The 24,771-nt window shown below is 72.6% G+C and carries 24 protein-coding genes and 1 pseudogene; all 25 read left to right on the top strand.

All coding sequences use genetic code 11. From position 1 onward, the window contains the following. The first annotated feature begins 387 nt into the window (after window positions 1-387). Window positions 388-816, top strand: coding sequence for a division/cell wall cluster transcriptional repressor MraZ (gene mraZ / locus ABD091_RS01635; RefSeq protein ID WP_343915378.1), 429 nt, complete (start codon window positions 388-390; stop codon window positions 814-816). Between the two features lie 266 nt (window positions 817-1,082). Next, window positions 1,083-1,238 carry a hypothetical protein gene (locus ABD091_RS01630; RefSeq protein ID WP_343915377.1) on the top strand — a complete coding sequence of 52 codons (156 nt, stop codon included), beginning with the start codon at window positions 1,083-1,085 and terminating at the stop codon, window positions 1,236-1,238. Window positions 1,239-1,240: 2 nt separating this feature from the next. Beyond that, window positions 1,241-2,197 carry a 16S rRNA (cytosine(1402)-N(4))-methyltransferase RsmH gene (gene rsmH / locus ABD091_RS01625; RefSeq protein ID WP_343915376.1) on the top strand — a complete coding sequence of 319 codons (957 nt, stop codon included), beginning with the start codon at window positions 1,241-1,243 and terminating at the stop codon, window positions 2,195-2,197. Continuing rightward, window positions 2,194-2,775: a cell division protein FtsL gene (gene ftsL, locus ABD091_RS01620; protein WP_343915375.1), complete on the top strand. Its 582-nt coding sequence runs from the start codon at window positions 2,194-2,196 to the stop codon at window positions 2,773-2,775. The genes rsmH and ftsL overlap by 4 nt, the downstream gene beginning before the upstream one ends. A 13-nt stretch (window positions 2,776-2,788) precedes the next feature. Then, window positions 2,789-4,576: a peptidoglycan D,D-transpeptidase FtsI family protein gene (locus ABD091_RS01615; RefSeq protein ID WP_343915374.1), complete on the top strand. Its 1,788-nt coding sequence runs from the start codon at window positions 2,789-2,791 to the stop codon at window positions 4,574-4,576. 48 nt (window positions 4,577-4,624) lie between these two features. Continuing rightward, window positions 4,625-6,148, top strand: coding sequence for a UDP-N-acetylmuramoyl-L-alanyl-D-glutamate--2,6-diaminopimelate ligase (locus ABD091_RS01610; RefSeq protein ID WP_379189103.1), 1,524 nt, complete (start codon window positions 4,625-4,627; stop codon window positions 6,146-6,148). Between the two features lie 5 nt (window positions 6,149-6,153). Next, window positions 6,154-7,512: a UDP-N-acetylmuramoyl-tripeptide--D-alanyl-D-alanine ligase gene (locus tag ABD091_RS01605; protein WP_343920861.1), complete on the top strand. Its 1,359-nt coding sequence runs from the start codon at window positions 6,154-6,156 to the stop codon at window positions 7,510-7,512. Continuing rightward, the gene (gene mraY, locus ABD091_RS01600; protein WP_343915372.1) at window positions 7,509-8,615 is read left to right on the top strand and encodes a phospho-N-acetylmuramoyl-pentapeptide-transferase; all 1,107 of its coding nucleotides are present in this window, start codon (window positions 7,509-7,511) and stop codon (window positions 8,613-8,615) included. The genes ABD091_RS01605 and mraY (ABD091_RS01600) overlap by 4 nt, the downstream gene beginning before the upstream one ends. 114 nt (window positions 8,616-8,729) lie before the next feature. Then, window positions 8,730-9,800 carry a phospho-N-acetylmuramoyl-pentapeptide-transferase gene (gene mraY / locus ABD091_RS01595; RefSeq protein WP_343915370.1) on the top strand — a complete coding sequence of 357 codons (1,071 nt, stop codon included), beginning with the start codon at window positions 8,730-8,732 and terminating at the stop codon, window positions 9,798-9,800. Then, window positions 9,800-11,266 (top strand): UDP-N-acetylmuramoyl-L-alanine--D-glutamate ligase, encoded by a 1,467-nt coding sequence (gene murD, locus ABD091_RS01590; protein WP_343915368.1) that lies wholly within the window; start codon window positions 9,800-9,802, stop codon window positions 11,264-11,266. Before mraY (ABD091_RS01595) ends, murD begins: the two co-directional genes overlap by 1 nt. 21 nt (window positions 11,267-11,287) lie before the next feature. After that, entirely contained in the window at window positions 11,288-12,580 is a 1,293-nt protein-coding gene (gene ftsW / locus ABD091_RS01585; protein ID WP_343915367.1) for a putative lipid II flippase FtsW, read from the top strand. Window positions 12,581-12,592: 12 nt separating this feature from the next. Further along, window positions 12,593-13,672, top strand: a complete 1,080-nt coding sequence (murG, locus tag ABD091_RS01580; RefSeq protein WP_343915366.1) for an undecaprenyldiphospho-muramoylpentapeptide beta-N-acetylglucosaminyltransferase — start codon at window positions 12,593-12,595, stop codon at window positions 13,670-13,672. Beyond that, entirely contained in the window at window positions 13,669-15,090 is a 1,422-nt protein-coding gene (murC, locus tag ABD091_RS01575) for a UDP-N-acetylmuramate--L-alanine ligase (protein ID WP_343915365.1), read from the top strand. Before murG ends, murC begins: the two co-directional genes overlap by 4 nt. Continuing rightward, complete coding sequence (locus ABD091_RS01570) at window positions 15,083-15,844, top strand: cell division protein FtsQ/DivIB (RefSeq protein ID WP_343915364.1); 762 nt, start codon at window positions 15,083-15,085, stop codon at window positions 15,842-15,844. The genes murC and ABD091_RS01570 overlap by 8 nt, the downstream gene beginning before the upstream one ends. A gap of 201 nt (window positions 15,845-16,045) precedes the next feature. Continuing rightward, window positions 16,046-16,985: pseudogene (gene ftsZ, locus ABD091_RS01565) on the top strand (cell division protein FtsZ); the annotation flags it as partial. A gap of 284 nt (window positions 16,986-17,269) precedes the next feature. Continuing rightward, window positions 17,270-17,962: a purine nucleoside phosphorylase YfiH/LACC1 family protein gene (locus ABD091_RS01560; RefSeq protein WP_343915361.1), complete on the top strand. Its 693-nt coding sequence runs from the start codon at window positions 17,270-17,272 to the stop codon at window positions 17,960-17,962. Further along, on the top strand, window positions 17,959-18,657 hold the full coding sequence (locus tag ABD091_RS01555; RefSeq protein ID WP_343915360.1) for a YggS family pyridoxal phosphate-dependent enzyme: 699 nt from the start codon (window positions 17,959-17,961) through the stop codon (window positions 18,655-18,657). The genes ABD091_RS01560 and ABD091_RS01555 overlap by 4 nt, the downstream gene beginning before the upstream one ends. 58 nt (window positions 18,658-18,715) lie before the next feature. Further along, the gene (locus tag ABD091_RS01550) at window positions 18,716-19,210 is read left to right on the top strand and encodes a cell division protein SepF (protein ID WP_343915359.1); all 495 of its coding nucleotides are present in this window, start codon (window positions 18,716-18,718) and stop codon (window positions 19,208-19,210) included. A 7-nt stretch (window positions 19,211-19,217) separates the two neighbouring features. Next, window positions 19,218-19,505, top strand: coding sequence for a YggT family protein (locus ABD091_RS01545; RefSeq protein ID WP_343915358.1), 288 nt, complete (start codon window positions 19,218-19,220; stop codon window positions 19,503-19,505). Window positions 19,506-19,595: 90 nt separating this feature from the next. Continuing rightward, the gene (locus ABD091_RS01540; RefSeq protein ID WP_343915357.1) at window positions 19,596-20,399 is read left to right on the top strand and encodes a DivIVA domain-containing protein; all 804 of its coding nucleotides are present in this window, start codon (window positions 19,596-19,598) and stop codon (window positions 20,397-20,399) included. Window positions 20,400-20,581: 182 nt separating this feature from the next. Next, window positions 20,582-21,418 carry a TraR/DksA family transcriptional regulator gene (locus tag ABD091_RS01535; protein ID WP_343915356.1) on the top strand — a complete coding sequence of 279 codons (837 nt, stop codon included), beginning with the start codon at window positions 20,582-20,584 and terminating at the stop codon, window positions 21,416-21,418. After that, window positions 21,391-21,981, top strand: a complete 591-nt coding sequence (lspA, locus tag ABD091_RS01530; protein WP_343915355.1) for a signal peptidase II — start codon at window positions 21,391-21,393, stop codon at window positions 21,979-21,981. The genes ABD091_RS01535 and lspA overlap by 28 nt, the downstream gene beginning before the upstream one ends. Further along, entirely contained in the window at window positions 21,978-22,913 is a 936-nt protein-coding gene (locus ABD091_RS01525) for an RluA family pseudouridine synthase (RefSeq protein WP_343915354.1), read from the top strand. Before lspA ends, ABD091_RS01525 begins: the two co-directional genes overlap by 4 nt. Next, window positions 22,900-23,607, top strand: coding sequence for a GNAT family N-acetyltransferase (locus tag ABD091_RS01520; RefSeq protein WP_343915352.1), 708 nt, complete (start codon window positions 22,900-22,902; stop codon window positions 23,605-23,607). Before ABD091_RS01525 ends, ABD091_RS01520 begins: the two co-directional genes overlap by 14 nt. Window positions 23,608-23,715: 108 nt before the next feature. Then, window positions 23,716-24,702 (top strand): glycoside hydrolase family 26 protein, encoded by a 987-nt coding sequence (locus ABD091_RS01515; RefSeq protein WP_343915350.1) that lies wholly within the window; start codon window positions 23,716-23,718, stop codon window positions 24,700-24,702. Window positions 24,703-24,771 lie beyond the last annotated feature (69 nt).

Raw genomic sequence — 24,771 nt, 5'->3', positions numbered from 1 at the left:
CGTCGTCCTCCCTGGCTGCGATCTGGGTCACCCCGAACCTATGTGGTCGCCCGTGACGCCGTTGTGACACCGGACGTCACGAAATGGTTGCGATCTCCTCCAGCGTCCTCCACCGGGGGCTCGTGGGCCACCCCCGGTGCTCCACCACGCTCCACCCGACGCTCCACGCCCCTCCACCCCGCACCCCCGGCCGGCGTGCGAGCTCCGGACGAGTCCCTGACCTGCGGGTTCGCAGGGACCGGCGAGGCCGAGGCGCTGGGGACAAAACCACACAACACGCAGGCGAAACGGGCCAAAGATGGTTGACGGTGGAGGGAAGTGGCGTATGGTGGAGCGCAGTGGAGGAGGATCCCGCCTGAGTGGGGTCCCGGGGAGGGAGGTCGCCCGATGTTTCTGGGCACCTACACCCCGCGGATCGACGACAAGGGCCGGCTGTTCCTCCCGGCGAAGTTCAGGGACCAGCTGACGGAGGGGCTCGTGGTCACGAGGGGACAGGAACGCTGCCTCACCGTGTGGCCGCGCCCTGCCTTCGAGCAGGTGGCCCTCCAGGCGCAGGCGGCGCCGGTCACCGACCGCGCCGTCCGTGACTACACCCGACTGCTGTTCGCCGGCGCGTCCGACGACCAGCCCGACAAGCAGGGTCGGCTCTCGATCCCGCCGATGCTCCGCGAGTACGCCTCCCTCACTCGGGACGTGGTCGTGATCGGCGTGGTCAACCGGCTCGAGATCTGGGACTCCGGTCGCTGGCAGTCCTACTCCGACACCCACGAGGAGTCCTTCTCCGACCTGGGCCAGGAGGTCTTCCCGCGGGACTGACCCGCACGCTCCACCCGGCTCCACCAGCAGCACCTCTCGGGAACCACCACACAACAGCACAGCGGATCGCACGGCGAGGTCTCGGGCCCGCTCCCTTCCCTCTGGGGCACCTTCCCCGGTTCCAGAGGACCAGCATCTGGGGCACCTTCCCCGGCTCCAGACGCCGACTTCCCACCCGGGAGCGGGCAGGGACCTGGTCGGGCGATCCACCTGTCGAGCAGTCGTCAACCGCCCAGCAGCACCGGACATCCGTGGGGTCGAGAACCATGAGCGTCACACCAGTCGACATCGGGTCGCCGCCGCGGCCCCGCGTGCGCCACCAGGCGCGCGACGCGGTCGCGCTGATGGCGTTCTCGGCCGCGGCCTCGTGCGCCCTGGCCGGGTGCCTCCTGCTCCTCACCACGCTGGGCCACCAGGGCTGACGATGACGAGCCCCGCCCACGTCCCGGTCCTCCTCGACCGGGTCGTCTCCCTCCTCGCGCCCGCTCTCGACCGCGACGGCGCCGTGCTGGTCGACGCCACCCTCGGCCTCGGCGGACACTCCGAGGCCGTCCTCGAACGGTGCCCGCGCGCCCGGGTCGTCGGCATCGACCGCGACCCCGAGGCGCTGCGGCGGTCTGGGGAGCGGCTCGCGTCCTACGGCGACCGCTTCACCGGCGTGCACGCGGTCTACGACGAGATCGCCGACGTCGTCCACGACCAGGGCCTCGACGGCGTCGACGGTGTCCTGTTCGACCTCGGGGTCTCCTCGATGCAGCTCGACGTCACCGAGCGCGGCTTCGCCTACCGCGAGGACGCCCCGCTCGACATGCGCATGGACTCCACCGTCGGTGCGACCGCTGCCGACGTCCTCAACACCTACTCCGCCGCCGACCTGACGCGCGTCCTCAAGGAGTACGGCGAGGAGAAGTTCGCGCGCAAGATCGCCGCGGCCGTGGTCCGGGAGCGAGAGCGGGAGCCCTTCTCGACCTCCGGCCGCCTCGTCGAGCTGCTCTATGCCGAGATCCCGGCGCCTGCCCGGCGTACGGGCGGGCACCCCGCCAAGCGCACCTTCCAGGCGCTGCGGATGGAGGTCAACGACGAGCTGGCCGTGCTGCGGCGCGCCCTGCCGGCCGCGGTCGACGCGGTCCGCGTCGGTGGCCGGGTCGTCGTCGAGTCCTACCACTCGCTGGAGGACCGGCTGGTGAAGCAGACCTTCACCGCGGTGACCCGCAGCGACGTACCGCCGGACCTGCCGTTCGTGCCCGAGGGCATGGAGCCGCCGTTCCGGGCCGTGACCCGGGGCGCCGAGCAGGCCACCCCGCAGGAGATCGAGGACAACCCGCGCGCCGCCTCCGTCCGGCTGCGCGCGGTCGAGCGAGTCAAGGGAGACAACTCATGAGCAGCCCCGCCACCCAGCTCCGCACCCGGATCGCGCCCCTCATCGGGAGTCCCGCGGTCGAGAAGGCGCGGCTGCGGGTCGTGCCGCGGCGGGCTCCGCAGCGCACGCGCGTGCCCTTCGTCTTCCTGGTGACGCTCGTCCTGCTGGGCGGCGTCGTGGGTCTGCTGCTCTTCAACACCTCGATGCAGCAGGCGGCGTTCGCGACGACCGCGCTCGAGGACCAGGCCGCGACCCTCGCTGCCCGTCAGCAGACGCTGGAGATGGAGATCGACACCCTCCGTGACCCGCAGCGGCTCGCCGAGCGGGCGCAGCAGATGGGGATGGTCGTGAGCGGTACCCCGGCCTACCTCGACCTCGAGACGCACCGGGTCCTCGGCGAGCCTTCCCCCGCAACGGCCGAGCAGGGCCTCAGGCTGCTCCCGAGGCCGGAGGCCAAGCCGGCCGTGCTCGACCCCGAGCCCATCGTCGAGGAGGTGCGCCAGGTGATCGGTGACGGTCCCACCGCCGGCTCGCTCGACGACCTGCCCGACGCCGAGTCCCCGCTCGGTGGTCGCCCTGTCACCCGCGACCGCGACTGAGGGGAGCAGCTCCGTGCCCAGCGACACCCGCACCCCCCGCCCGGGGCGGCCGCGCAAGCCGCGGGGGAGCCTGCGCGGCTCACCGCTCTTCCGCCTCCGCTTCGGGTTCCTCGCGATCGCGATGGTCCTGTCCGTCTTCGGCGCCCGCCTCGTGCAGCTCCAGGGGATCGACCCGAAGGCGTACGCCGAGATGGCGGCCGCCGAGGGGATCGTCAACGTGTCGCTGCCGGCGAAGCGTGGCGACATCCTCGACCGCAACGGCGAGCCGCTGGCCCGGTCGGTCGAGGGCCTGCGGATCGTGGCCGACCCGCTGCTGACCACCGACCAGGCGCCGGAGCTGGCCAAGTTCCTCGCCAACCGCCTCGACGTCGACTACTTCTCCCTGCTCCCGCGCCTGCGCGAGGAGGGCAGCCGCTACGAGTACGTCGCGCGTCGCGTGCCGTCGACCGTGGCGACGCGCGTGGTCGACGAGGCCGCCGACCGCGGGTTCAAGGGACTGTTCACCGAGCGCGACCCGGTGCGTGACTACCCGGCGCACGACGTCGCCGCCAACCTTGTCGGCTTCATGGGGATCGACAAGCCGTTGGCGGGCTTCGAGCAGACCTTCGACGGCCTGCTCGCCGGCACCGACGGGTCCGCCCGCTACCAGGTCGGCGGCGGCAACCGGCTGCCGCTCGGCGACAACACCGTCGTCGAGCCCGTCGACGGCCAGGACATCACCACGACCCTCGACCAGGACCTGCAGTGGTACACCCAGCGGGTGCTGCGGCAGACCGTGGAGGACGCCCGCGGCGACTCGGGGTTCGCGGTCGTGATGGACACCCGGACCGGTGAGCTGCTGGCGCTGGCCGACCACCCGACCTTCGACGCCGCCGACCCGGCGGCCTCCGACGCGACGGACCGCGGCTCGCGCGCGATGAGCGACGTCTACGAGCCCGGCTCGGTGCAGAAGGTGCTGACCGTCGCGGGCCTCCTCGACGCAGGCAAGGCCACCCCGGAGAGCCGTCTCAGGGTGCCGTCGGAGCTGCGGCGCGACGGGCGGGTGATCAACGACTGGTTCCCCCACGACGAGCTGAAGCTGACGCTGGCCGGGGTGATCGCCAAGTCCTCCAACATCGGCACCGTGAACGCGGCCGACCACTTCGGACGCGGCGAGCTGCGCCGCTACCTGGCGAAGTTCGGGCTGGGGGAGAAGACCGACATCGGCGTGCGGTCCGAGGCCTCCGGCGTGCTGCCGTCGAGCTCGATGTGGAGCAGCCTGGTCGACGACCGGGTGGCCTTCGGCCAGTCGCTGTCGGTCAACGCGGTCCAGATGGCGGCGGCGGTCAACACCATCGCCAACGGCGGCGTCCACGTCGACCCGTCGCTGATCCAGGGCTCGGCGACGACCGACGACGGGGTCGAGGTCGGCACCGACGTGGCGACGACCCGCCGCGTGGTGAGCGAGAAGGCTGCCCGCGGCACGGCCCGCATGATGGAGCGCGTGCTCGACCCGGAGGGCGGCACCGCCCCCGGTGCCGCCGTCCCGGGCTACCGCGTCGCCGGCAAGACCGGCACCGCCCAGCGGGTCGGTGAGGAGTGCGCCTGCTACGACGGCACCTTCACGGTCTCCTTCGCCGGGTTCGCCCCCGCGGACGACCCGCGCTTCACCGTCTACGTCGTGGTCCAGAACCCCCGCAACGGCGGGGGCGGCGGCTCGGTCGGCGGGCCGGCGTTCAGCAAGATCATGAGCTACGCCCTCAAGCGGTACGGCGTGCCGCCGACCGGCACCAAGCCCTCGAACCTGCCCCTCGAGTGGTGACCGGACCGGGCGCCCGTGCCGGCCGTCGCCAGCGATAGCCTCGGCGCCGTGGTGAGCGACGAGCAGCTGGCACGGACCCGGCCCTCCCGGCCGGAGCACACCCCGCTCTCGACCCTCGCGGAGTGGCTCCGTGGCCGGACCGAGGTGGTCGAGGTCCGCGGTGACCTCGACACGGTCGTCACCGGCCTGACCCTGAGCTCGCGGCGGGTCCTCGCCGGCGACCTGTACGCCGCACTGCCGGGCGCCCGGGCCCACGGCGCCGACTTCGCCGACGGCGCCCTCGCCGCCGGCGCCGTCGCGGTGCTCACCGACCCGGCTGGCGCCGAGCGTGTCGGCGACGACGTCCCCGTGCTCGTGGTGGCCGATCCCCGGGCTGTCCTGGGCGGTCTCGCGGCCCGGGTCCACGGCGATCCGGCGTCGTCCCTGCGGCTGCTCGGTGTCACGGGCACCCAGGGCAAGACCACGACGACCCGGCTCGCCGAGGGTGGCCTGCAGGCGGTCGGTGTCCCTGCCGGTGTCATCGGCACGGTCGGCACGCGCGTGGCGGGCGAGGACGTGAAGACCGACCTCACCACGCCCGAGGCGCCCGACCTCCACGGGCTCTTCGCGATGATGCGCGAGCGCGGCGTCGAGGCCTGCGCGATGGAGGTCTCGAGCCACGCCCTCGTGATGGGGCGCGTGGACGGCGTCGTCTTCGACGTCGCGGTCTTCACCAACCTCGGCCGCGACCACCTCGACTTCCACGCGGACCTCGAGGACTACTACCGCGCCAAGGCGTCGCTCTTCACCCCCGAGCGGGCCCGCCGGGCGCTCGTCAACGTCGACGACGAGCACGGCCGGCGGCTGGTCTCCGAGACCACGATCCCGGTCCGCACGTTCTCCGCGACGGGCGCGGAGGCCGACTGGCGCGCCGTCGACCTCCAGCTCGAGGCGACGGGGAGCCGGTTCACGCTGGTCACCCCGGACGGCGAGCGGATCGCTGCCGGTGTGCCCCTCCCCGGCGACTTCAACGTCGCCAACGCGCTCGCGGCGATCGCCGCCTGCGCGGAGGTGGGGTACGACGCCGGGCGGATCGCCGCCGGCATCGCGGCCGGACCCGGCGTACCCGGTCGGCTCGAGCGGGTCGAGGCGGGCCAGGACTTCGTGGTCGTCGTCGACTACGCCCACAAGCCGGACGCGGTCGAGTCGGCGCTGCGCACGCTACGGCCGCTGACCGAGGGCCGCCTCCTCGTGGTGATCGGCGCCGGCGGCGACCGCGACCCCGGCAAGCGCCCGCTGATGGGCGAGATCGCCGCGCGGCTGGCCGACGTCGTCGTCGTGACCGACGACAACCCGCGCACCGAGGACCCGGCCGCGATCCGCGCGGCCGTGCTCGCGGGCACGGGGGAGGGGCGCGCCGAGGTCGTCGAGGTCGGCGACCGGCGGGCCGCGATCCGCGAGGCGCTCGCGCGGGCCGCGCCGGGGGACGTCGTCCTCGTCGCGGGCAAGGGCCACGAGACCGGCCAGGAGGTCCACGGCACCGTCCATCCCTTCGACGACCGCGAGGTCGTCCGGCAGGAGCTCTCCTCGTGATCCCCATGACCTTGGCCGAGATCGCCGCCGTCGTCGGCGGAACGGTCCACGGCGACCCCGCCACGACCGTGACCGGCACGGCCTACCTCGACAGCCGCCACCCGGTCGAGGGCGGGCTCTTCGTGGCGATCGCCGGGGAGCGGGTCGACGGCCACGACTTCGCCGCTGGCGCCCACGCCGTCCTCGGCAGCCACCCGGTCGACGCGCCGTCGGTCGTGGTCGGCGACCCGGTGGACGCCCTCGGACGGCTGTCGCGCCACGTCGTCGACAGCGTCGACGCCGGCGTCGTGGCCCTGACCGGCTCGCAGGGCAAGACCGGCACCAAGGACTACCTCGCCCACGTCCTGGCCGGGGACGGGCCCACGGTGGCGACCCGGGGCAACCACAACAACGAGCTGGGCGTCCCCATCACCGTGATGGAGACCGAGCACGACACCCGCCACCTCGTCGTCGAGATGGGCGCCCGCGGCGTGGGCCACATCGGCTACCTCTGCACGCTCGCGCCCCCGGTCGCGGCGGCGGTGCTCAACGTGGGCACGGCCCACCTGAGCGAGTTCGGGAGCCGCGAGCAGATCGCCCGTGCCAAGGGTGAGATCGTGGAGGCGCTGCCGCACGACGGTGTCGCCGTCCTGAACGCCGACGACGCGCTCGTCGCCCCGATGGCCTCCCGGACCCGGGCCGGGGTGCTGACCTTCGGCGAGACCGGTGATGTCGCGTGGCGCGACGTACGCCTCGACGACCTGGGGCGGCCGTCCTTCGAGCTCGGTCACGCCGGCGCCTGGCGGCCGGTCACCCTCACCCAGTCGGGCCGTCACCAGGTCGCCAACGCAACGGCGGCCGCCGCGCTGGCGATCGCCCGCGGCCTCGAGCTCCCGCTCGTCGCCGAGCGGCTGTCGACCGCCCGCCCGGCGAGCCGGTGGCGGATGGAGCTCCACACCCGTGGCGACGGACTGGTGGTCGTCAACGACGCCTACAACGCCAACCCGGCGTCGATGACCGCCGCGATCGACGCGGCGGTCCAGATCGGTGTCCACCGGTCCGGCCGCACCGTGGCCGTGCTCGGCGAGATGCTCGAGCTCGGCGACGGAGCGGACGAGGCCCACCGGGACGTCGGACGGCACGCCGCGCAGGCGGGGGTCGACTGGCTGGTCGTGGTCGGTGAGGGGGCCGGGCCGCTCGCGGAGGGTGCCCGCTCGGTGTCCGCGTGGGCCGGCGAGGCCGTCGTGACGGACGGTCGCGACGAGGCGCTCCGGCTGCTGCGCGAGCAGCTGGCGGCGGACGACGTCGTCCTGGTCAAGGCCTCGCGTGGCGCCGCGCTCGAGCTCGTGGCCGACGGACTGCTGGACGAGGACGTCGACCGGTGAGGGCGATCCTCCTGGGTGGAGGGCTCTCGCTGCTGATCTCGCTGATCGGGACCCGCTACGCGATCCGCGCCTTCACCAACCTCGGTCTGGGGCAGGAGATCCGCGACGACGGTCCCACCACCCACCACGTCAAGCGGGGGACGCCGACCATGGGCGGCCTCGTCATCATCGTGGCGAGCGTGGCCGGCTACTTCCTGGCCAAGCTGATCACCCTGGACGCGCCCTCGGCCTCGGCGCTGCTCCTGCTCCTGCTCTTCGTCGGCTGCGGGGCCGTCGGCTTCCTCGACGACTACATCAAGGTCGCGAAGCGGCGCAGCCTCGGCCTGCGGAGCAAGGCCAAGATGGTCGGGCTCACCGTCGTCGCGGTGACCTTCGGCGTCGTCGCCCTGCTCCCCGCGATGGCCGACGACGCGGGGCTGACTCCGGCCAGCACCTCCATCTCGTTCATCCGCGACATCCCGTGGCTCACGCTCCCCGCCGTGCTCGCCGTGCTGCTCTTCTGGCTCGTGGTCACCGGGACCAGCAACGCCGTCAACCTGACCGACGGCCAGGACGGGCTGGCGGCCGGGGCGTCGGTGATGGTCTTCGGCGCCTACACGCTGGTGAACATCTGGCAGAACAACCAGTCCTGCGAGCTCGTGGGCGGCAACACCTGCTACGACGTCCGCGACCCGCTGGACCTCGCGGTCGTCGCCGCCGCGATCACGGGGGCGTGCTTCGGCTTCCTGTGGTGGAACGCACCGCCCGCCGCGATCATCATGGGTGACACCGGGTCGCTCGGCCTCGGCGGTGCGCTCGCCGGCTTCGCGATCCTCACGCGCACCGAGCTGCTCCTGCCGATCCTCGGCGGGCTCTTCATGGTCGTCACGCTGTCGGTGGTGATCCAGGTGGGGGTGTTCAAGGCCAGCCGCGGCTCGGCGCTGTTCCGGCGGGTGTTCCGCGTCGGGCCCGGTCACCGGGTCTTCCGGATCGCGCCGATCCACCACCACTTCGAGCAGATCTGGACCGAGGTGACCGTGACCATCCGGTTCTGGATCATCACCGGTCTCTGCGTGGCCACGGGGCTCGGCGTCTTCTACGCCGAGTGGGTCGTGGGCTACTGACGGCGGGCCGCGACCACCATCCGGGCCCGGTGCGCGACAATGTCGCCGCTGACGTGATGCTGCCCGACCGGGCAGGACCCCCACACATGTACGCGACGAAGGGAACCTGACCCGGTGAGAGCGATCCTCCTCGGCGGTGGGCTGGCGCTGCTGATCTCGCTGATCGGCACGCGCTACGCGATCCGGGCGTTCACGAACCTCGGCTACGGCCAGGAGATCCGCGACGACGGCCCGACGACCCACCACACCAAGCGCGGGACGCCGACCATGGGCGGCGTCGTCATCGTGGCGGCGACGGTCCTCGGCTACTTCCTCGCGAAGCTCATCACGCTCGACGCCCCGTCGGCGTCGGCCCTGCTGCTGCTCTTCCTCTTCGTGGGATGCGGCCTGGTCGGCTTCCTCGACGACTTCATCAAGATCGCCAAGCAGCGCAGCCTCGGCCTCCGGAGCAAGGCCAAGATGATCGGCCTCACCGTCGTCGCGCTGACCTTCGGCATCGTCTCGCTGCTCCCGACGCTCGAGGACGACCGCGAGCTCACCCCGGCCAGCACCGCCATCTCGTTCATCCGTGACATCCCCTGGCTCACGCTCCCGGCCGTGCTCGCGGTGCTGCTCTTCTGGCTGGTCATCGCCGGCACCAGCAACGCCGTGAACCTCACCGACGGCCTCGACGGGCTCGCGACCGGGGCGTCGGCGATGGTGTTCGCCGCCTACACGCTGGTCAACATCTGGCAGTACAACCAGTCGTGCGCGCTCACCGGGGGGCGGACCTGCTACGAGGTCCGCGACCCGTTCGACCTCGCGGTCATCGCCGCCGCGATCACCGGCGCCTGCTTCGGCTTCCTCTGGTGGAATGCGTCCCCGGCCGCCATCTTCATGGGCGACACCGGCTCGCTGGCCCTCGGCGGTGCGCTCGCCGGCTTCGCGATCCTGACCCGCACCGAGCTGCTGATGGTGATCCTCGGCGGCCTGTTCGTCGTCGAGACGCTCTCGGTGATGCTCCAGGTCGGCTTCTTCCGTCTGACCAAGGGGCGGCGCATCTTCCGGATGGCCCCCCTCCACCACCACTTCGAGATGCTCGGCTGGGAGCAGGTGACGGTCGTGATCCGGTTCTGGATCATCACCGGCCTCTGCGTCGCCGCCGGGCTCGGCGTCTTCTACGCCGAGTGGGTGGCGGGCTACTGATGGACGTCTCGGCCCACTCCCGCACCAGCGACTGGTCCGCGGTCCGCGCCACCGTCGCCGGCTTCGGCGTCAGCGGCTTCGCGGCCGCCGACAACCTCACCCACCTCGGCGCCTCCGTGACCGCGCTGGACGAGCAGTCGACCGACACCAAGGCCGAGCAGGGCGAGCTGCTCGAGGTCCTCGGCGCCACCGTGCGGCTGGGCGAGGGTGCGACCGCCACGCTCCCCGACGACTGCGACCTGCTCGTCGTGAGCCCGGGCTGGCGCCCCGACCACCCGTTGCTGCGGCAGGCCGACGCGCGCGGCGTCCCGGTGTGGGGAGAGGTCGAGCTCGCCTGGCGGCTGCGCGACCCCGAGCGTCCGGTGCCGTGGCTCGCGGTCACCGGGACCAACGGGAAGACGACCACGGTCCAGATGCTCGACGCGATCCTCACGGCGGCCGGGCTCCAGAGCGCCGCCGTCGGCAACGTCGGGAGGCCCGTGGTCGAGGCCGTCATGGACCCGACGCCCTACGACGTGTTCGCGGTCGAGCTCTCCAGCTTCCAGCTCCACTACACCCGGTCGATGTCGTGCGAGTCGGCTGCCGTCCTCAACGTCGCCGAGGACCACCTCGACTGGTACGACGCCCTCGGTGGCATGCGCGGCTACGCCGGCGACAAGGGCCGCATCTACGACCAGGTCCGGCGGGCGTGCGTCTACAACGTGGCCGACCCGGTCACCGAGGAGCTCGTCCGCGAGGCCGACGTGGTCGAGGGGGCGCGCGCGATCGGGTTCACGCTCGGCATGCCGGGCGTCGGCATGGTCGGGGTCGTCGACGACATCCTGGCCGACCGCGCCTTCGTCGAGGAGCGGCGTACGAGCGCCGCGGAGCTCTGCACGCTCGACGACCTCGCCTCCCCAGCGCCCCACTTCGTGGCCAACGCGCTGGCCGCGGCAGCGCTGGCCCGCGCCCACGGCGTGTCCCAGGCGGCCGTGCGCGACGGCTTGCGCGGGTTCCGCCCCGACGGTCACCGGATCGCGACCGTCGCCGAGGTCGGGGGCGTGACCTGGATCGACGACTCCAAGGCCACCAACCCCCACGCGGCGCAGTCGTCGCTGGCCGCCTACGACCCGGTCGTCTGGGTCGCCGGCGGGCTCGCGAAGGGGGCCCGTTTCGACGACCTGGTCACGTCGGTGCGCGACCGGCTGCGGGGCGTGGTGCTGCTCGGACGCGACCGCCACGTGATCGCCGACGCCCTTTCGCGACACGCCCCGGATGTGCCGGTCATCGCCGTCGACGACGGCGAGACTGAGCGCGAGCAGGCCCCCATGGCCCGCGTGGTGTCCGCCGCCGCCGAGCTCGCTCGACCCGGCGACACGGTGCTCCTCGCACCGGGCTGCGCGTCCATGGACATGTTCGCCAACTACGCCGAGCGCGGTGATGCCTTCGCCGCGGAGGTCAGACGCCGGGCCGCCGAGGGCGGCTGAGAGAGAGGGGGAGGGGAGCCCGTGACCACCACCAGCCCTCCTCCCCACGACAGCCTCGACGGCGTCGGTGGCTCCGGTGACGCGGCCGAGGCCCCGCGTCGGAACGGTCCCCTGCGCTGGTTCGGGGCGCTCCGCGACGCGGTCGACCGTCCCCTGACCTCCTACTACCTGCTGCTCGGGGCGTCGGCGCTGCTGCTGACGATCGGGCTGATCATGGTGCTGTCGGCCTCCAGCGTCTACTCCTTCGAGCAGCACGACGGCGACTCCTACGCGATCGTGAAGCGCCAGCTGATGTGGGTCGCCCTCGGCCTGCCGTGCGCCTGGATCGCCTCACGGCTGCCCTACCGCGCGATCCGGCAGATCTCCTGGCTGGCGATCCTCGTGTCCGTCGTGCTGCTGGGCCTGACGGCGAAGTTCGGGGTGGTCGTCAACGGCAACAAGAACTGGCTCGCGGTCGGTCCCTTCCAGATCCAGCCCTCCGAGATCGCCAAGCTCGCGATCGTGCTGTGGGCGGCCCACGTCTACGCCCAGAAGGAGCGCCGGCTCGGCAGCCTCCACCAGGTGATGGTGCCGGTGGTCCCGATGCTGCTCGGCATCACGCTGCTGGTCATCGTCGGCAAGGACCTCGGCACGGCGCTGGTGCTCTTCGCCATCCTGCTCGCCCTGCTGTGGGTGGTGGGTGCCCCCGCGCGGCTCTTCACCCTGGCGCTGTCGGTGATCGGGGTGGCGGCGGTCTGGCTGGCCACGACGAGCACCGAGCGGCGCGAGCGGCTGACCAACTTCGTCGACCCGTTCAAGGACTACCACGACGCGGGCTGGCAGCCCGCCCACGGACTCTTCGCCCTCTCCTCGGGCGGGGTCTTCGGCGAGGGCATCGGTGCCAGCACCCAGAAGTGGGGCGACCTGCCCGAGGCCCACACCGACTTCATCTTCGCCGTGCTCGGCGAGGAGCTCGGTCTCGTCGGCACCCTGCTCGTCATCGCCCTGTTCCTCACGATCGCCTACGCCGCGATCAAGGTCGCGACCCAGACCGACGACCCGTTCGTCCGCTACATGTCCTTCGGGATCGTGGCGTGGCTCATCGGCCAGATGATCGTCAACGTCGGCATGGTGCTGGCGCTGCTGCCCGTCATCGGCATCCCGTTGCCTCTGATCTCCTACGGCGGCTCCTCGCTGGTGCCGACCCTGGTCGCGCTCGGCTTGCTGATCGGCTTCGCCCGCCGGGAGCCCGAGGCGGCGCGCGCCCTGCGCCAGCGTCGCCGCCAGCGCTCGGCCGGGCTGGCGGCCGGGCGGTCCACCGGGGCCGACCTCTAGGCTGGGGCCGCCATGCGGATCCTCCTCGCCGGCGGTGGTACCGCCGGCCACACCTCGCCCCTGATCGCCACCGCCGACGCCCTGCGACGGCTCGACCCCGAGGTCGCGATCACCTGTCTCGGCACCCCGCGCGGCCTGGAGAACCGGGTCGTCCCCGAGGCGGGCTATCCCCTCGAGCTGATCCCGCCCGTGCCGCTGCCGCGGCGGCCGAACGCCGACCTCGCGCGGGTACCGGTCCGGCTGCGCCAGGCGGTCCGCGCGACCTACGACGTCCTCGACCGCGTCCGGCCCGACGTGGTCGTCGGCTACGGCGGCTACGTCTCGATGCCGGTCTACCTCGCTGCGCGCCGGCGCAAGCTCCCGTTGGTCGTCCACGAGCAGAACGCGGTCCCCGGCCTGGCCAACAAGATCGGCGCCCGCGTCGCGACCCGGGTCGCGGTGAGCTTCCCCGACACACCGCTGCCCGGGGCGGAGTACGTCGGGCTGCCGCTGCGACGGATGATCTCGACGCTCGACCGCGCGGCCGTGCGCGCCGAGGCGCGTGAGTTCTTCGGCCTCGATCCCGACCTGCCGACCGTCATGGTCACCGGCGGGTCCCAGGGATCGCGTCGACTCAACCAGGCGGTCTCGGGCGCCTCCGCCGCCCTGTCGGCAGCCGGGGTGCAGGTGCTCCACATCCAGGGGAAGCACGGCGGCGCGGAGCCGGGCCCGACCGACGTCCCCTACGTCGTCCTCGACTTCTGCGACCGGATGGACCTGGCCCTGGCCGCGGCCGACCTCACCATCTGCCGCGCCGGTGCCAGCAGCGTGTCCGAGGCGGCGGCCACCGGGTTGCCGGCGGTCTTCGTGCCGCTGCCGATCGGCAACGGCGAGCAGCACCGCAACGCCCGGGCGATCGTCGAGGCCGGGGGTGCCCTCCAGGTCGCCGACGAGGCGATGACCGCCGAGTGGGTGACCGCGACGGTGCCCGAGCTCGCCACCGACCGCGACCGGCTCGCCGCGATGGGCAGTGCATCCGCCGCGCTCGTGCCGCGCGACGCCGACGACCAGCTCGCGCGCATCGTCGCCGACTGCGCGGGGGCCGGCAGGTGAGGATCCCCGTCCCCGACGAGCTGCTGCCCGCCGACCGGCTCGGACACGTCCACTTCGTCGGCATCGGCGGCGCCGCGCTGTCGGCCATCGCCCGGATCATGGCCCGCCGCGGTGTCCCCGTCAGCGGCAGCGACAACAACGAGACGCCCTTCCTCGCAGGCCTGCGAGAGCTCGGCGTCCCGGTCTCGATCGGCTACGACGCCACCCGGGTCGAGGGCGCGGACACCCTCGTCGTGACGACGGCCGCCCGCGAGGACAACCCCGAGGTGCTCGAGGGGCGGCGTCGCGGGCTGCGGATCCTGCCCCGGTCGGCGGGGCTCGCCGCCGTCATGCACGACCTCGACGTGCTCGCGGTCGCCGGCACCCACGGCAAGACCACCACGACGGCTCTGCTGACCGTGGCGCTGCTCGCCGCCGGCGCCGACCCGACCTACGCCGTGGGCGGTGTGCTGCGTACGACGGGCCGCAACGCCGACGCCGGCGACGGGCCGTGGTTCGTCGCGGAGGCCGACGAGTCCGACGGCGCGTTCCTGGTCTACTCGCCCCACGCCGCGATCGTGACCAACGTCGAGGCCGACCACCTCGACCAGTGGGGGAGCGAGGAGGCCTACCGGGCCGCCTTCGTGGAGTTCCTCGACCGCATCGACGACGGCGGCGTCCTCGTGCTGTGCGTCGACGACCCCGGCGCTGCTGCCCTGGCGGACCCTGCCCGCGAGCGCGGCCTGACCGTCGTCACCATCGGCACCGGCGACGACGTCGACTACCGGGCGACCGACCTCGTCTTCCAGGGCACGACCTCCCGCTTCACCGTCGTCCACGACCACCGCGCGCTGTCGGAGGTGACCCTCCAGATCCCGGGCCGCCACTACGTCCTGGACGCCCTGGCCGCCTTCGCCCTCGGGCACCGGCTCGGCCTCGATGCCGAGGGACTGCGTCGTGGCCTCGAGGCCTTCACCGGCAGCGGTCGACGCATGGAGCCCAAGGGCGAGGCAGGGGGCGTCCGGGTCGTCGACTCCTACGCCCACATGCCCCAGGAGATCGCCGCCGACCTCGCCGCGGCGCGCGGGGTGGCGGGGGAGGGGCGTGTGGTCGTCGCGTTCCAGCCCCACCTCGTCTCCCGCACACGCACCTACGGCGCTGCCATGGGCGAGGCGCTCGGTGCCGCCGACGAGGTCGTCGTGGCCGACGTCTACCTCGCGCGCGAGGACGCCGACCCGGCCGTCACCGGCGCGCTGGTGGCCGAGGCCGTGCCGCTGCCGGAGGCTCGGGTGTCCTTCGTCCCGCAGCTGGCCGACGTGCCTGCCGCGCTGGCGGCGCGGGCCCGTCCGGGCGACCTCGTGCTGACGCTGGGTGCCGGTGACATCACCGAGCTCGGTCCCCAGGTGCTCGCGTTGCTCGAGGCCCGCGCCGATGGCTGAGCGCGCGGAGGCCGCGGCACGCCGCAGCCGACGCGCCTTCGCCCGTCGGCAGTGGGGGCGCCGGTGGCTGCGCTGGAAGCCGGTCCTCGCGACGCTCGTGCTGGTCGGGGTCGTGGCCGGAGCCGTCTGGCTGGTGTGGTTCTCCCAGGTGCTCGCGGTGACCGCGGTCCGGGTCACCGGCACCGACGACCTGCCGTCCGCGGAGGTGCTGTCCGCCGCGCGCGTCGTCGACGGCACGCCCCTGGTCCGGGTCGACGTCGACTCCGTCCGCAGCCGGGTGCAGGCGATCGCCGACGTTCGCGAGGTGACCGTCACGCGCGAGTGGCCGCACACGGTCGTCATCGCGGTGGCCGAGCGTGAGCCGGTGGCGGTCGTCGACATCGGTGGACGACTGCGCGCCCTCGACCAGGAGGGTGTCGTCTTCGACTCCTACCGCTCCGCCCCGGCCGACCTGCCGCGCGTCACGACCCAGGCGGGCGCAGGGCGTGAGGCGCTCGAGGAGGCTGCGTCCGTCGTCTCCGCGCTGCCCGACGACCTCGCGACCCGGGTCGACCACGTGGAGGTCGCCACGGTCGACCAGGTGTCCCTGGTGATGCGCGACGGCCGCACCGTGGCGTGGGGGAGCGCGGACGACTCCGACCTCAAGGCGGAGGTCCTCGTCGCGATGCTCGAGGACGCGCAGCCGTCCCCGGGAGGCGACGGCCCGGCCGACATCGACGTGAGCGTCCCGGGCCGTCCCAGCTTCCTGCCCTGACGGGGCTCCTCGTCGGGTGCAATCTCGGCGACACGCGGCGTGTCTGCGCGCTCCGCGTCGCCCCGGCGCCTAGTTTCGTGGTCATCACGAGGTTGACATAACTATAACCCTCCACCTCAGGGTTACAGTTCCGGCCCCTCCCCGGGGGCCGCCCACGACACCAGCAGCACACCCACACCGGAAGCGAGAGGCGAGAGCCCCATGGCGGCAGCACAGAACTACCTGGCGATCATCAAGGTCGTCGGCATCGGCGGCGGCGGCGTCAACGCCGTCAACCGCATGATCGAGGTCGGTCTGAAGGGCGTGGAGTTCATCGCCATCAACACCGACGCCCAGGCGCTGCTCATGAGCGACGCCGACGTCAAGCTCGACATCGGCCGCGAGCTCACGCGCGGCCTCGGTGCCGGCGCCAACCCCGAGGTGGGCGCCAGGGCGGCCGAGGACCACTCCGACGAGATCGAGGAGGTCATCAAGGGCGCCGACATGGTCTTCGTCACCGCCGGTGAGGGCGGCGGCACCGGCACCGGTGGTGCGCCCGTGGTCGCGCGGATCGCGCGGTCGCTCGGCGCGCTCACGATCGGGGTCGTGACCCGGCCGTTCGCGTTCGAGGGTCGGCGCCGCGCCAACTCCGCGGAGGAGGGCATCGCCCAGCTGCGCGAGGAGGTCGACACCCTCATCGTCATCCCCAACGACCGGTTGCTCTCGATCAGCGACCGCAACGTGTCGGTCCTCGACGCCTTCAAGCAGGCCGACCAGGTGCTCCTGCAGGGTGTCTCGGGCATCACCGACCTGATCACCACCCCGGGCCTGATCAACCTCGACTTCGCCGACGTGAAGTCGGTCATGGCCAACGCCGGGTCCGCCCTCATGGGCATCGGCTCCGCGCGCGGCGAGGACCGGGCCGTCGCGGCGGCGGAGATGGCGGTGTCCTCGCCGCTGCTCGAGGCGAGCATCGAGGGCGCCCACGGCGTGCTGCTGTCGATCGCCGGCGGCTCCGACCTCGGTCTCTTCGAGATCAACGAGGCCGCGGCGCTGGTCGCGGAGTCGGCGCACAACGAGGCCAACATCATCTTCGGTGCGACGATCGACGACGCCCTGGGCGACGAGGTCCGGGTCACCGTGATCGCTGCCGGCTTCGACGGCGGGATGCCCAAGCGCCGCAACGAGGGCACCGTCCTCGGTCGCCAGAGCGCACCCCAGCAGACTCAGGCCGAGACCCGCGCCGCCGCCGAGGCGCTCGCGACCAAGGCGCCCGCCCGCCCCAAGCCGAGCCAGCAGGTCACCCAGCCGGCCCCGGCGACGGAGCAGACGCGCCCCTCGCCGGCACCGCAGGCCCAGCCCGTGACCCCCAAGCCGCAGCCACGTCAGGTCCAGTTCGACGACGACGACCTGGACGTGCCCGACTTCTTGAAGTGAGTCCGACTGGTGTCACTGAGACTGCGTGATCGGATCGAAGGCGACCTCGTCATCGAGGTCGCCTTCACCGGCGCCTCCCTCGACGTCGGCGACCGCGCACCCGCCGACGTACGCCGGGCCGCGCTCGACGCGGTCGCGGTCGAGACGGGCGCCCTGCCCGTGGTGATGCACCAGGTGCACGGCGCCACCGTGTCGGTGACCAGCGGCGACGACGGTCCGGCCCCCACGTGCGACGCCCTCGTGACGACGACGCCCGGGGTCGCGCTGCTGGCCCGCGCGGCCGACTGCGTGCCGGTGCTGCTGGCCGATCCGGTCGCCGGTGTCGTGGCCGCGGTCCACTCGGGCCGTCCCGGCCTGGCGGCGGGAGTGGTGCCGGCCGCGGTCGAGCGGGTGCGCGCGCTCGGCGCCGCCGACCTCGTCGCCTGGGTCGGGCCCCACGTCTGCGGTTCCTGCTACGAGGTGCCGGCCGCGATGCGCGACGAGGTGGCAGCGCTGGTGCCGGAGTCACGGTCCGAGACCAGCTGGGGCACGCCGGCGCTCGACCTCGGCGCGGGGGTGCGCGCCCAGCTCGCGGGGGCCGGTGTCCGCGACGTGCGCGACGTGGGCGGGTGCACCCGGGAGACCCCTGACCTGCCGTCCTACCGGCGTGACGGCGATGCCGCCACCCGGTTCGCCGGCGTGATCTGGATGGTGGCGCCATGACTCGTCGCGACGAGATATCGCACGGCCTCCAGACGGTCCGGGACCGGGTCGACGGCGCCTGTCGCGAGGCCGGCCGCGACCCGGGCGACGTCACGCTCGTGGTCGTCACCAAGTTCTTCCCGGCCGCCGACGTGGCGCTGCTCGCCGAGCTGGGCGTGCGCCACGTGGGCGAGAACCGCCATCAGGAGGCGGTCGACAAGTCGGCCGAGTGCGCCGACCTCGACCTCGTCTGGCACTTCATCGGCGGGCTCCAGAGCAACAAGGCCGCCGCGGTGGCCTCCTACGCCGACGTCGTCGAGTCCGTCGATCGCGCCAAGGTGCTCAAGGGCCTCCAGCGTGGGGCCCACGACCGCGGCACCGACCTCGACGTGCTGCTCCAGGTCAGCCTGGACCCGCCGGGCACCGACGGTCGCGCCGGCGTCGACGCGGTCGACCTGCCGGAGCTGGCGGCCGCGGTGTCCCAGCACCCGTCCCTGCGGCTGCGCGGGTTGATGGCCGTGGCGCCCCTGGGGGAGGACCCTGCGGCGGCCTTCGCCCGCCTCGCCGACATCAGGTCGGACTTCCTCGCCGACCACCCCGACGCCACCTCGATGTCCGCCGGCATGTCCGGCGACCTGGAGGCCGCGATCCACGCCGGCGCGACACACGTGCGCGTCGGCTCCGCAATCCTCGGCCCGAGGCCGGTGGACAAGTAGTGTCACACACACAGCAGGTGCCCCCACGGGCGCCGGGACCCCGGAGGACAACCACGTCATGAGCGGCGCGATGCGCAGGATCGGCGAGTACCTCGGCCTGCTCGAGGACACCGGCCGGTACGACGACGACTACGACAGCGACCACGAGACGGCCGAGACCTCGGCCGTCCCCGCCCGGGGGCACCGGGAGTCCCGCCCTGCCCCCGTGTCCGACCTCTCCGAGCGCCGGCGACCGGCCTCGGGGCCCACCGCAGTGACTGGAGTCGTCGCAGAGATGTCCCGCATCACCACCCTCCACCCGCGTACCTACAACGAGGCGCGCACCGTCGGGGAGAACTTCCGCGAAGGGGTACCGGTGATCATGAACCTCTCGGAGATGGACGACAACGACGCCAAGCGGCTGGTCGACTTCGCCGCGGGCCTGGTGTTTGCCACGCGTGGCAGCATCGAGCGCGTGACGAACAAGGTCTTCCTGCTCTCGCCCCCCAACGTGACCGTGGCCGCCGAGGAGAAGCAGCGGCTCGCCGAGGGCGGTTTCTTCAACCAGAGCTGAGACCCTCGTGAATCCTGTCGGGCAGGTCGTCTACGGCCTGCTCACCGCCTTCATCGCGCTGCTCTGGATCCGGTTCATCATCGACTGGGTCCAGGTCTTCGCGCGCTCGTGGTCCCCTCGCGGCGTCCTGCTGGTGCTCCTCGAGGTGGTCTACTCGATCACCGATCCGCCGATCAAGGCACTCCGGCGGGTGGTGCCGCCACTGAGGCTGGGACAGGTGGCGCTCGACCTGAGCTTCATCATCGTCCTGATCGCCGCGTTGCTGTTGCGCTCGGTGGTGCTCCGGGTCTTCTGACCTGCACGATCTGCCTGACCCCGGCGCGCTGACCTGCAGCGGGGCAGGCGCTATTGTTCCCACGACAGTCATTTCCGTACGCGATCAAGAATGGGTGAGATCATGCCGCTGACGCCTGAGGACGTGAGCAACAAGCGATTCACTCCCGTCCGGCTCCGCGAGGGCTACGACATGGGGGAGGTCGACCAGTTCCTCGACGAGGTGGAGGCCGAGCTCGCACGGCTCACCAAGGAGAACGACGACCTCCGGTCGAAGTTGTCCGCTGCCCAGTCCGGGCAGACCGTGTCCTTCGACCCGCCGCCGGCGCCGAAGGTCGAGGAGCGAGCCCCGGAGCCCGAGCCGGAGCCGGAGCCCGAGCCGGAGCCGGAGCCGGAGCCGACCCCGGCGCCTGCGCCTCCCGTCGCCGCGGCCGCCGCAGCCTCCTCCCCGGTCGAGACCATCAAGGTCGAGACGGTCCCCGAGGCCTCCAGCGCCGCCGCACGGCTGCTCGAGATCGCGACCCGTAACGCCGACGAGCTCGTCGAGGAGGCCAAGAACGAGGCCGACCGGATCATCGGCGAGGCCCGCACCAAGGCCGAGCGCATGGACTCCGAGTCCAAGGACAAGGCCGACCGGCTCGAGGCCGACGCCCGGCGCCGCGCCGAGATGCTCGACGGCGAGACCGCCGAGCGCCGCCAGCAGATGTTCGGTGACCTGGAGCGTGAGCGCGACAAGCTCAACACCGAGGTCGAGAACCTGCGCTCCTTCGAGCGCGAGTACCGCTCCCGGCTCAAGTCCTACTTCACCCAGCAGCTCGAGTCGCTCGAGTCGCCGTCGGAGGGTGGGCGCCCGATGAGCCCCGCCGAGCCGGCGCCGAAGCGTCTGCGCTCGATCCTCGGCGACGACGAGGGCTGAGCGCCCGCCCAGCCGCGCACGGACCTGTCCGACGGGCCCGACTCACCCACCGGGGTGAGTCGGGCCCGTTGTCGTGTCCGCACTGGCGTGGGGTGCTTGATGGACCCTGCGCACCGGGCTAACCTTCCGCCGACGTCGTGGCTGTCGCCACGGGCGCCACGCACCCAGGAGGCCTCGACCCCATGGCTCGCACCACCAAGAAGTCGCTCGCCAGCTCGGCGGTGTCCGCGGCGAAGAAGGCGATCCGCCGCAAGCCGGCCGCCGAGGGGTCTCCGACGACCAACCAGGCGCCCGCGAAGAAGGCGACGCCGGCGAAGAAGGCGGCGCCCGCCAAGAAGGCCGCGCCCGCGAAGAAGGCGGCGCCCGCGAAGAAGGCCGCGCCCGCGAAGAAGACCGCGGCGAAGAAGGCCGCGCCCGCGAAGAAGGCCGCGCCCGCGAAGAAGGCCGCGCCCGCGAAGAAGGCCGCGCCCGCGAAGAAGGCCGCGGCGAAGAAGACCGCGGCGAAGAAGACCGCGGCGAAGAAGACCGCGCCCGCCAAGAAGGCTGCGCCGGCGAAGAAGGCTGCGCCGGCGAAGAAGGCCGCGCCGGCGAAGAAGGCAGGAGCGACGACGTCGGCTGCGAAGGTCAGCGCACTGCGGGTCAAGGAGGGTGAGAGCGCCTGGACCCGGGCCGAGATCAACGAGGTGCGCTCCGAGCTCACCCAGATGCGCGACAAGGTCTCGCAGACCCTCGAGGCGCAGGAAGCCGAGCTCGACGGGCTGATGCGCGACGCCGGTGACGGCGCCGGGCACGACCAGGCCGACATGGGCGCGACGAGCTTCGAGCGCGACCACGAGCTGACCGTCGTCAACAACGAGCGGGAGAAGCTGGCCCAGATCGACCGCGCGCTCGCACGCATCGTCGACGGCACCTACGGCACCTGCGAGTCGTGCGGCAACCCCATCGGCAAGATGCGGGCCATGGCATTCCCGCGTGCCACACTGTGCATGACATGCAAGCAGCGCGAGGAGCGTCGCTGAACGACGCCGACACCACCGCAGGGCCGGGCACCGGCAACCCGGCCGACCCGCGACGGGCCACCCGGTTCAAGCTGGTCTTCGCGGCCGTTGCCGCTGCTGCCTACGCCACCGACCTGGTCACCAAGCACCTCGCTGTGACCCGCCTGGCCGACGGCGACGTCGAGGTGTTCGGTGACTGGTTCGTGCTCCACCTCGTCCGCAACCCGGGCGCGGCGTTCAGCACCGGGACCCAGTACACGTTCGCGCTGAGCTGCCTGGCCATCGCGGCGGTGTGCGTGGTGCTGTGGTTCTCCCGTCGCATCGCCGACCCGTGGTGGGCCGTCGGTCTCGGCTGCCTGCTCGGCGGAGTGGCCGGCAACCTGACCGACCGGCTGTTCCGCGACCCCGGGCCCATGCTCGGCCACGTGATCGACCTGTTCATGGTGCCGAACTGGCCGGTGTTCAACGTGGCCGACATCTGCATCAACGTCGCGGCGGGCGTGATCCTGCTCCAGACCTTCCGCGGCGTCGGGCTCGACGGACGACGTGAGGGCGCCGACGCGAGCGGGGTCGAGCAGTCGTGACCGAGGTCGACCACCGCACCCTCAGCATCCCCGACGGCCTCGACGGCGAGCGCGTCGACGCGGCCCTGGCCCGACTCTTCGGGCTCTCGCGCACCCGAGCCGCCGACCTGGTCGCCTCGGGCCACGTGAAGGTCGACGGCGACGCCGTGGCCAAGAGCCACCGGGTCGAGCCCGGCGCGTTGCTCGAGGTCAGCATCCCCACCGAGGCAGACCCGCTCGAGGTGGTCCCCGAGATCGTCGAGGGCATCAAGATCATCCACGACGACGACTCGATCGTCGTGATCGACAAGCCGGTCGGTGTCGCGGTGCATCCCTCACCCGGCTGGGGAGGCCAGACCGTGGTCGGCCACCTCGCCGCGGCGGGGTTCCGGATCGCCACGAGCGGGGCGTCCGAGCGTCAGGGCATCGTCCAGCGCCTCGACGTCGGCACCTCGGGTGTCATGGTGATCTGCAAGTCCGAGCACGCCTACTCGCTGCTCAAGAACGCCTTCCGGCGCCGCACGGTCGACAAGACCTACCACGCCCTCGTCCAGGGTCACCCCGACCCGTTCGAGGGCACCATCGACGCGCCCATCGGACGGCACCCCCGGCACGACTACAAGTTCGCGGTGATGGCCGACGGCCGACACAGCGTGACCCACTACGAGACCCTCGAGGCCCACCGCTTCGCCAGCCTGCTCCAGGTCCACCTCGAGACCGGCCGCACCCACCAGATCCGGGTCCACATGCAGGCGCTCAAGCATCCCTGCGTCGGCGACCTGACCTACGGCGCGGACCCGGTGCTCGCCCGCCGCGTCGGGCTGGAGCGGCAGTGGCTGCACGCCGTCCGCCTCGGCTTCGAGCACCCCGACACCGGCGACTACGTGAGCTATGACTCGACGTATCCCGACGACCTCCAGCACGCCCTCGACGTGATCCGTGACGCCGACTGAGCTGACGCTCCGCCCCGCCGATGCAGGGGACGCCGACACGATGGCGGACCTCCACGTCGACTCCCGCGAGGCCAACGTCCCGAGCATGCCGCCGATGGTGCACGACCGGACCACCACGCGTCGCTGGATGCACGGTCGGCTCGAGGGCGCCAGCTCGGGCTGGCTGGCCGAGGAGGACGGCGTGGCGGTGGGCTACGCGGTGCTGACCGGCGACTGGCTCGACGACCTCTTCCTCGCCCCGGCCGCCACGGGTCGTGGCGTCGGCGCGGCGCTGCTCGACGTGGTCAAGGCGGAGCGGCCGGGCGGGTTCTGCCTGTGGGTGTTCGAGTCCAACGCCGGAGCCCGACGGTTCTACGCCCGGCACGGACTGGTCGAGCTCGAGACCACCGACGGCCACGCCAACGAGGAGGGTGCGCCCGACGTGCGCCTGGCCTGGCCGGGGCGTGACCCGGTGTCCTTCTTCCGGCGGTTGATCGACGAGGTCGACGACGAGCTCGGCGACCTGCTGGCCCGACGGGCCGCGCTGACGCGAGCGACCCAGCCCCACGAGGTGGACCCGAGCAGGGACCCGGACCGCGAGCGCGACATCGTGGCGCGCCTCGCGAGGAGGGCGCCCTCGCTGGGGGAGGAGCGCGTGGCGCGGATCATGCACGCCGTGATCACCGAGAGTCTCGGCGCTGCGGAGGACGACTGAGGAGAAGATCCACAGAACGGCAACAAATCGTGCACAAGACTTCTACTCTGGTGCCGTTGCCGCAGCCCCAGCCCACCCCGCGGCGCCTCTCCACCCCCGGGAGACCCGATGCCCCGCACGCGCACCCGCGCCCTCCTGCTCGCCGTCGTGGCCGGAGCCGTGACGCTCTCGGTCCTGCCTGCGCCGGCGCAGGCCGCCCGCACGGTCCGCGCGGCGTCGCGTCCCGCGGCGCTGGCGGCGCCCGACCAGGTGCTGGGCCTCGCCGTGGCCGGCGCCCCCACCGACCTGTCGGAGATCGAGGCGATCGAGGCACGGACCGGCGTCGACGTCGACCAGGTGACCTTCTACCGGGCCTGGTCGCTGCGCGGGGACTTCCCGGTCGCCGATGCCGACCGCGTCGTCGCTGCCGGCGCGGTCCCCGAGCTCGTCTGGGAGCCCTGGGACCCCGCCGCCGGCCCTGCGCAGCCCGACTACTCCCTCGACCGCATCGTGGCCGGCGACTACGACACCTACCTGACCCGGTGGGCCCGCCAGGTGCGTGCCTGGGGGCAGCCGCTGGTGATCCGGTTCGCCCACGAGGCCAACGGCGACTGGTACCCCTGGTCAGCGGGGGTCAACGGCAACACCGCCGCCGACTACCGCGCCGCCTGGAGGAAGGTGGTGTCGGTCTTCGACAAGCAGCGCGCCACCAACGTGACCTGGCTGTTCACGGCCAACGTGCCCTACCCGGGTTCGAAGCCCCTGGAGAACCTCTACCCCGGCGACGGTGTCGTCGACCGGGTCGGGCTGGACGGCTACAACTGGGGCACGACCCAGTCCTGGTCGACGTGGCAGTCCTTCGGCGACGTGTTCGGACCCGGGGTCGCCGAGCTCGACGCGTTGTCGACCAAGCCCATCCACGTCACCGAGACCGGCGCCCCGGAGTGGGCGGGCGGCGACAAGGCCGCCTGGATCACCGACATGTGGGCCTGGCTCGACACCCACCCGGAGGTCAGCGGCCTGACGTGGTTCTCGCTGGCCAAGGAGGCCGACTGGCGGGTCGACTCCAGCGAGGCCTCGCTCTCGGCGTACGCCGCCGGCGCGCTCGGCTTCTGAAGGCGGCGCTCCCGCGCCGCCACGTCCCGGCAGGGAGGGTTGTCGGTGCGTCCTGCCACGGTGACTCCG

This window comes from Nocardioides aestuarii, from assembly GCF_039527245.1.
GTDB classification, from domain to species: Bacteria; Actinomycetota; Actinomycetes; order Propionibacteriales; family Nocardioidaceae; genus Nocardioides; species Nocardioides aestuarii.
This window is presented reverse-complemented; position numbering and strand designations above follow the sequence as displayed.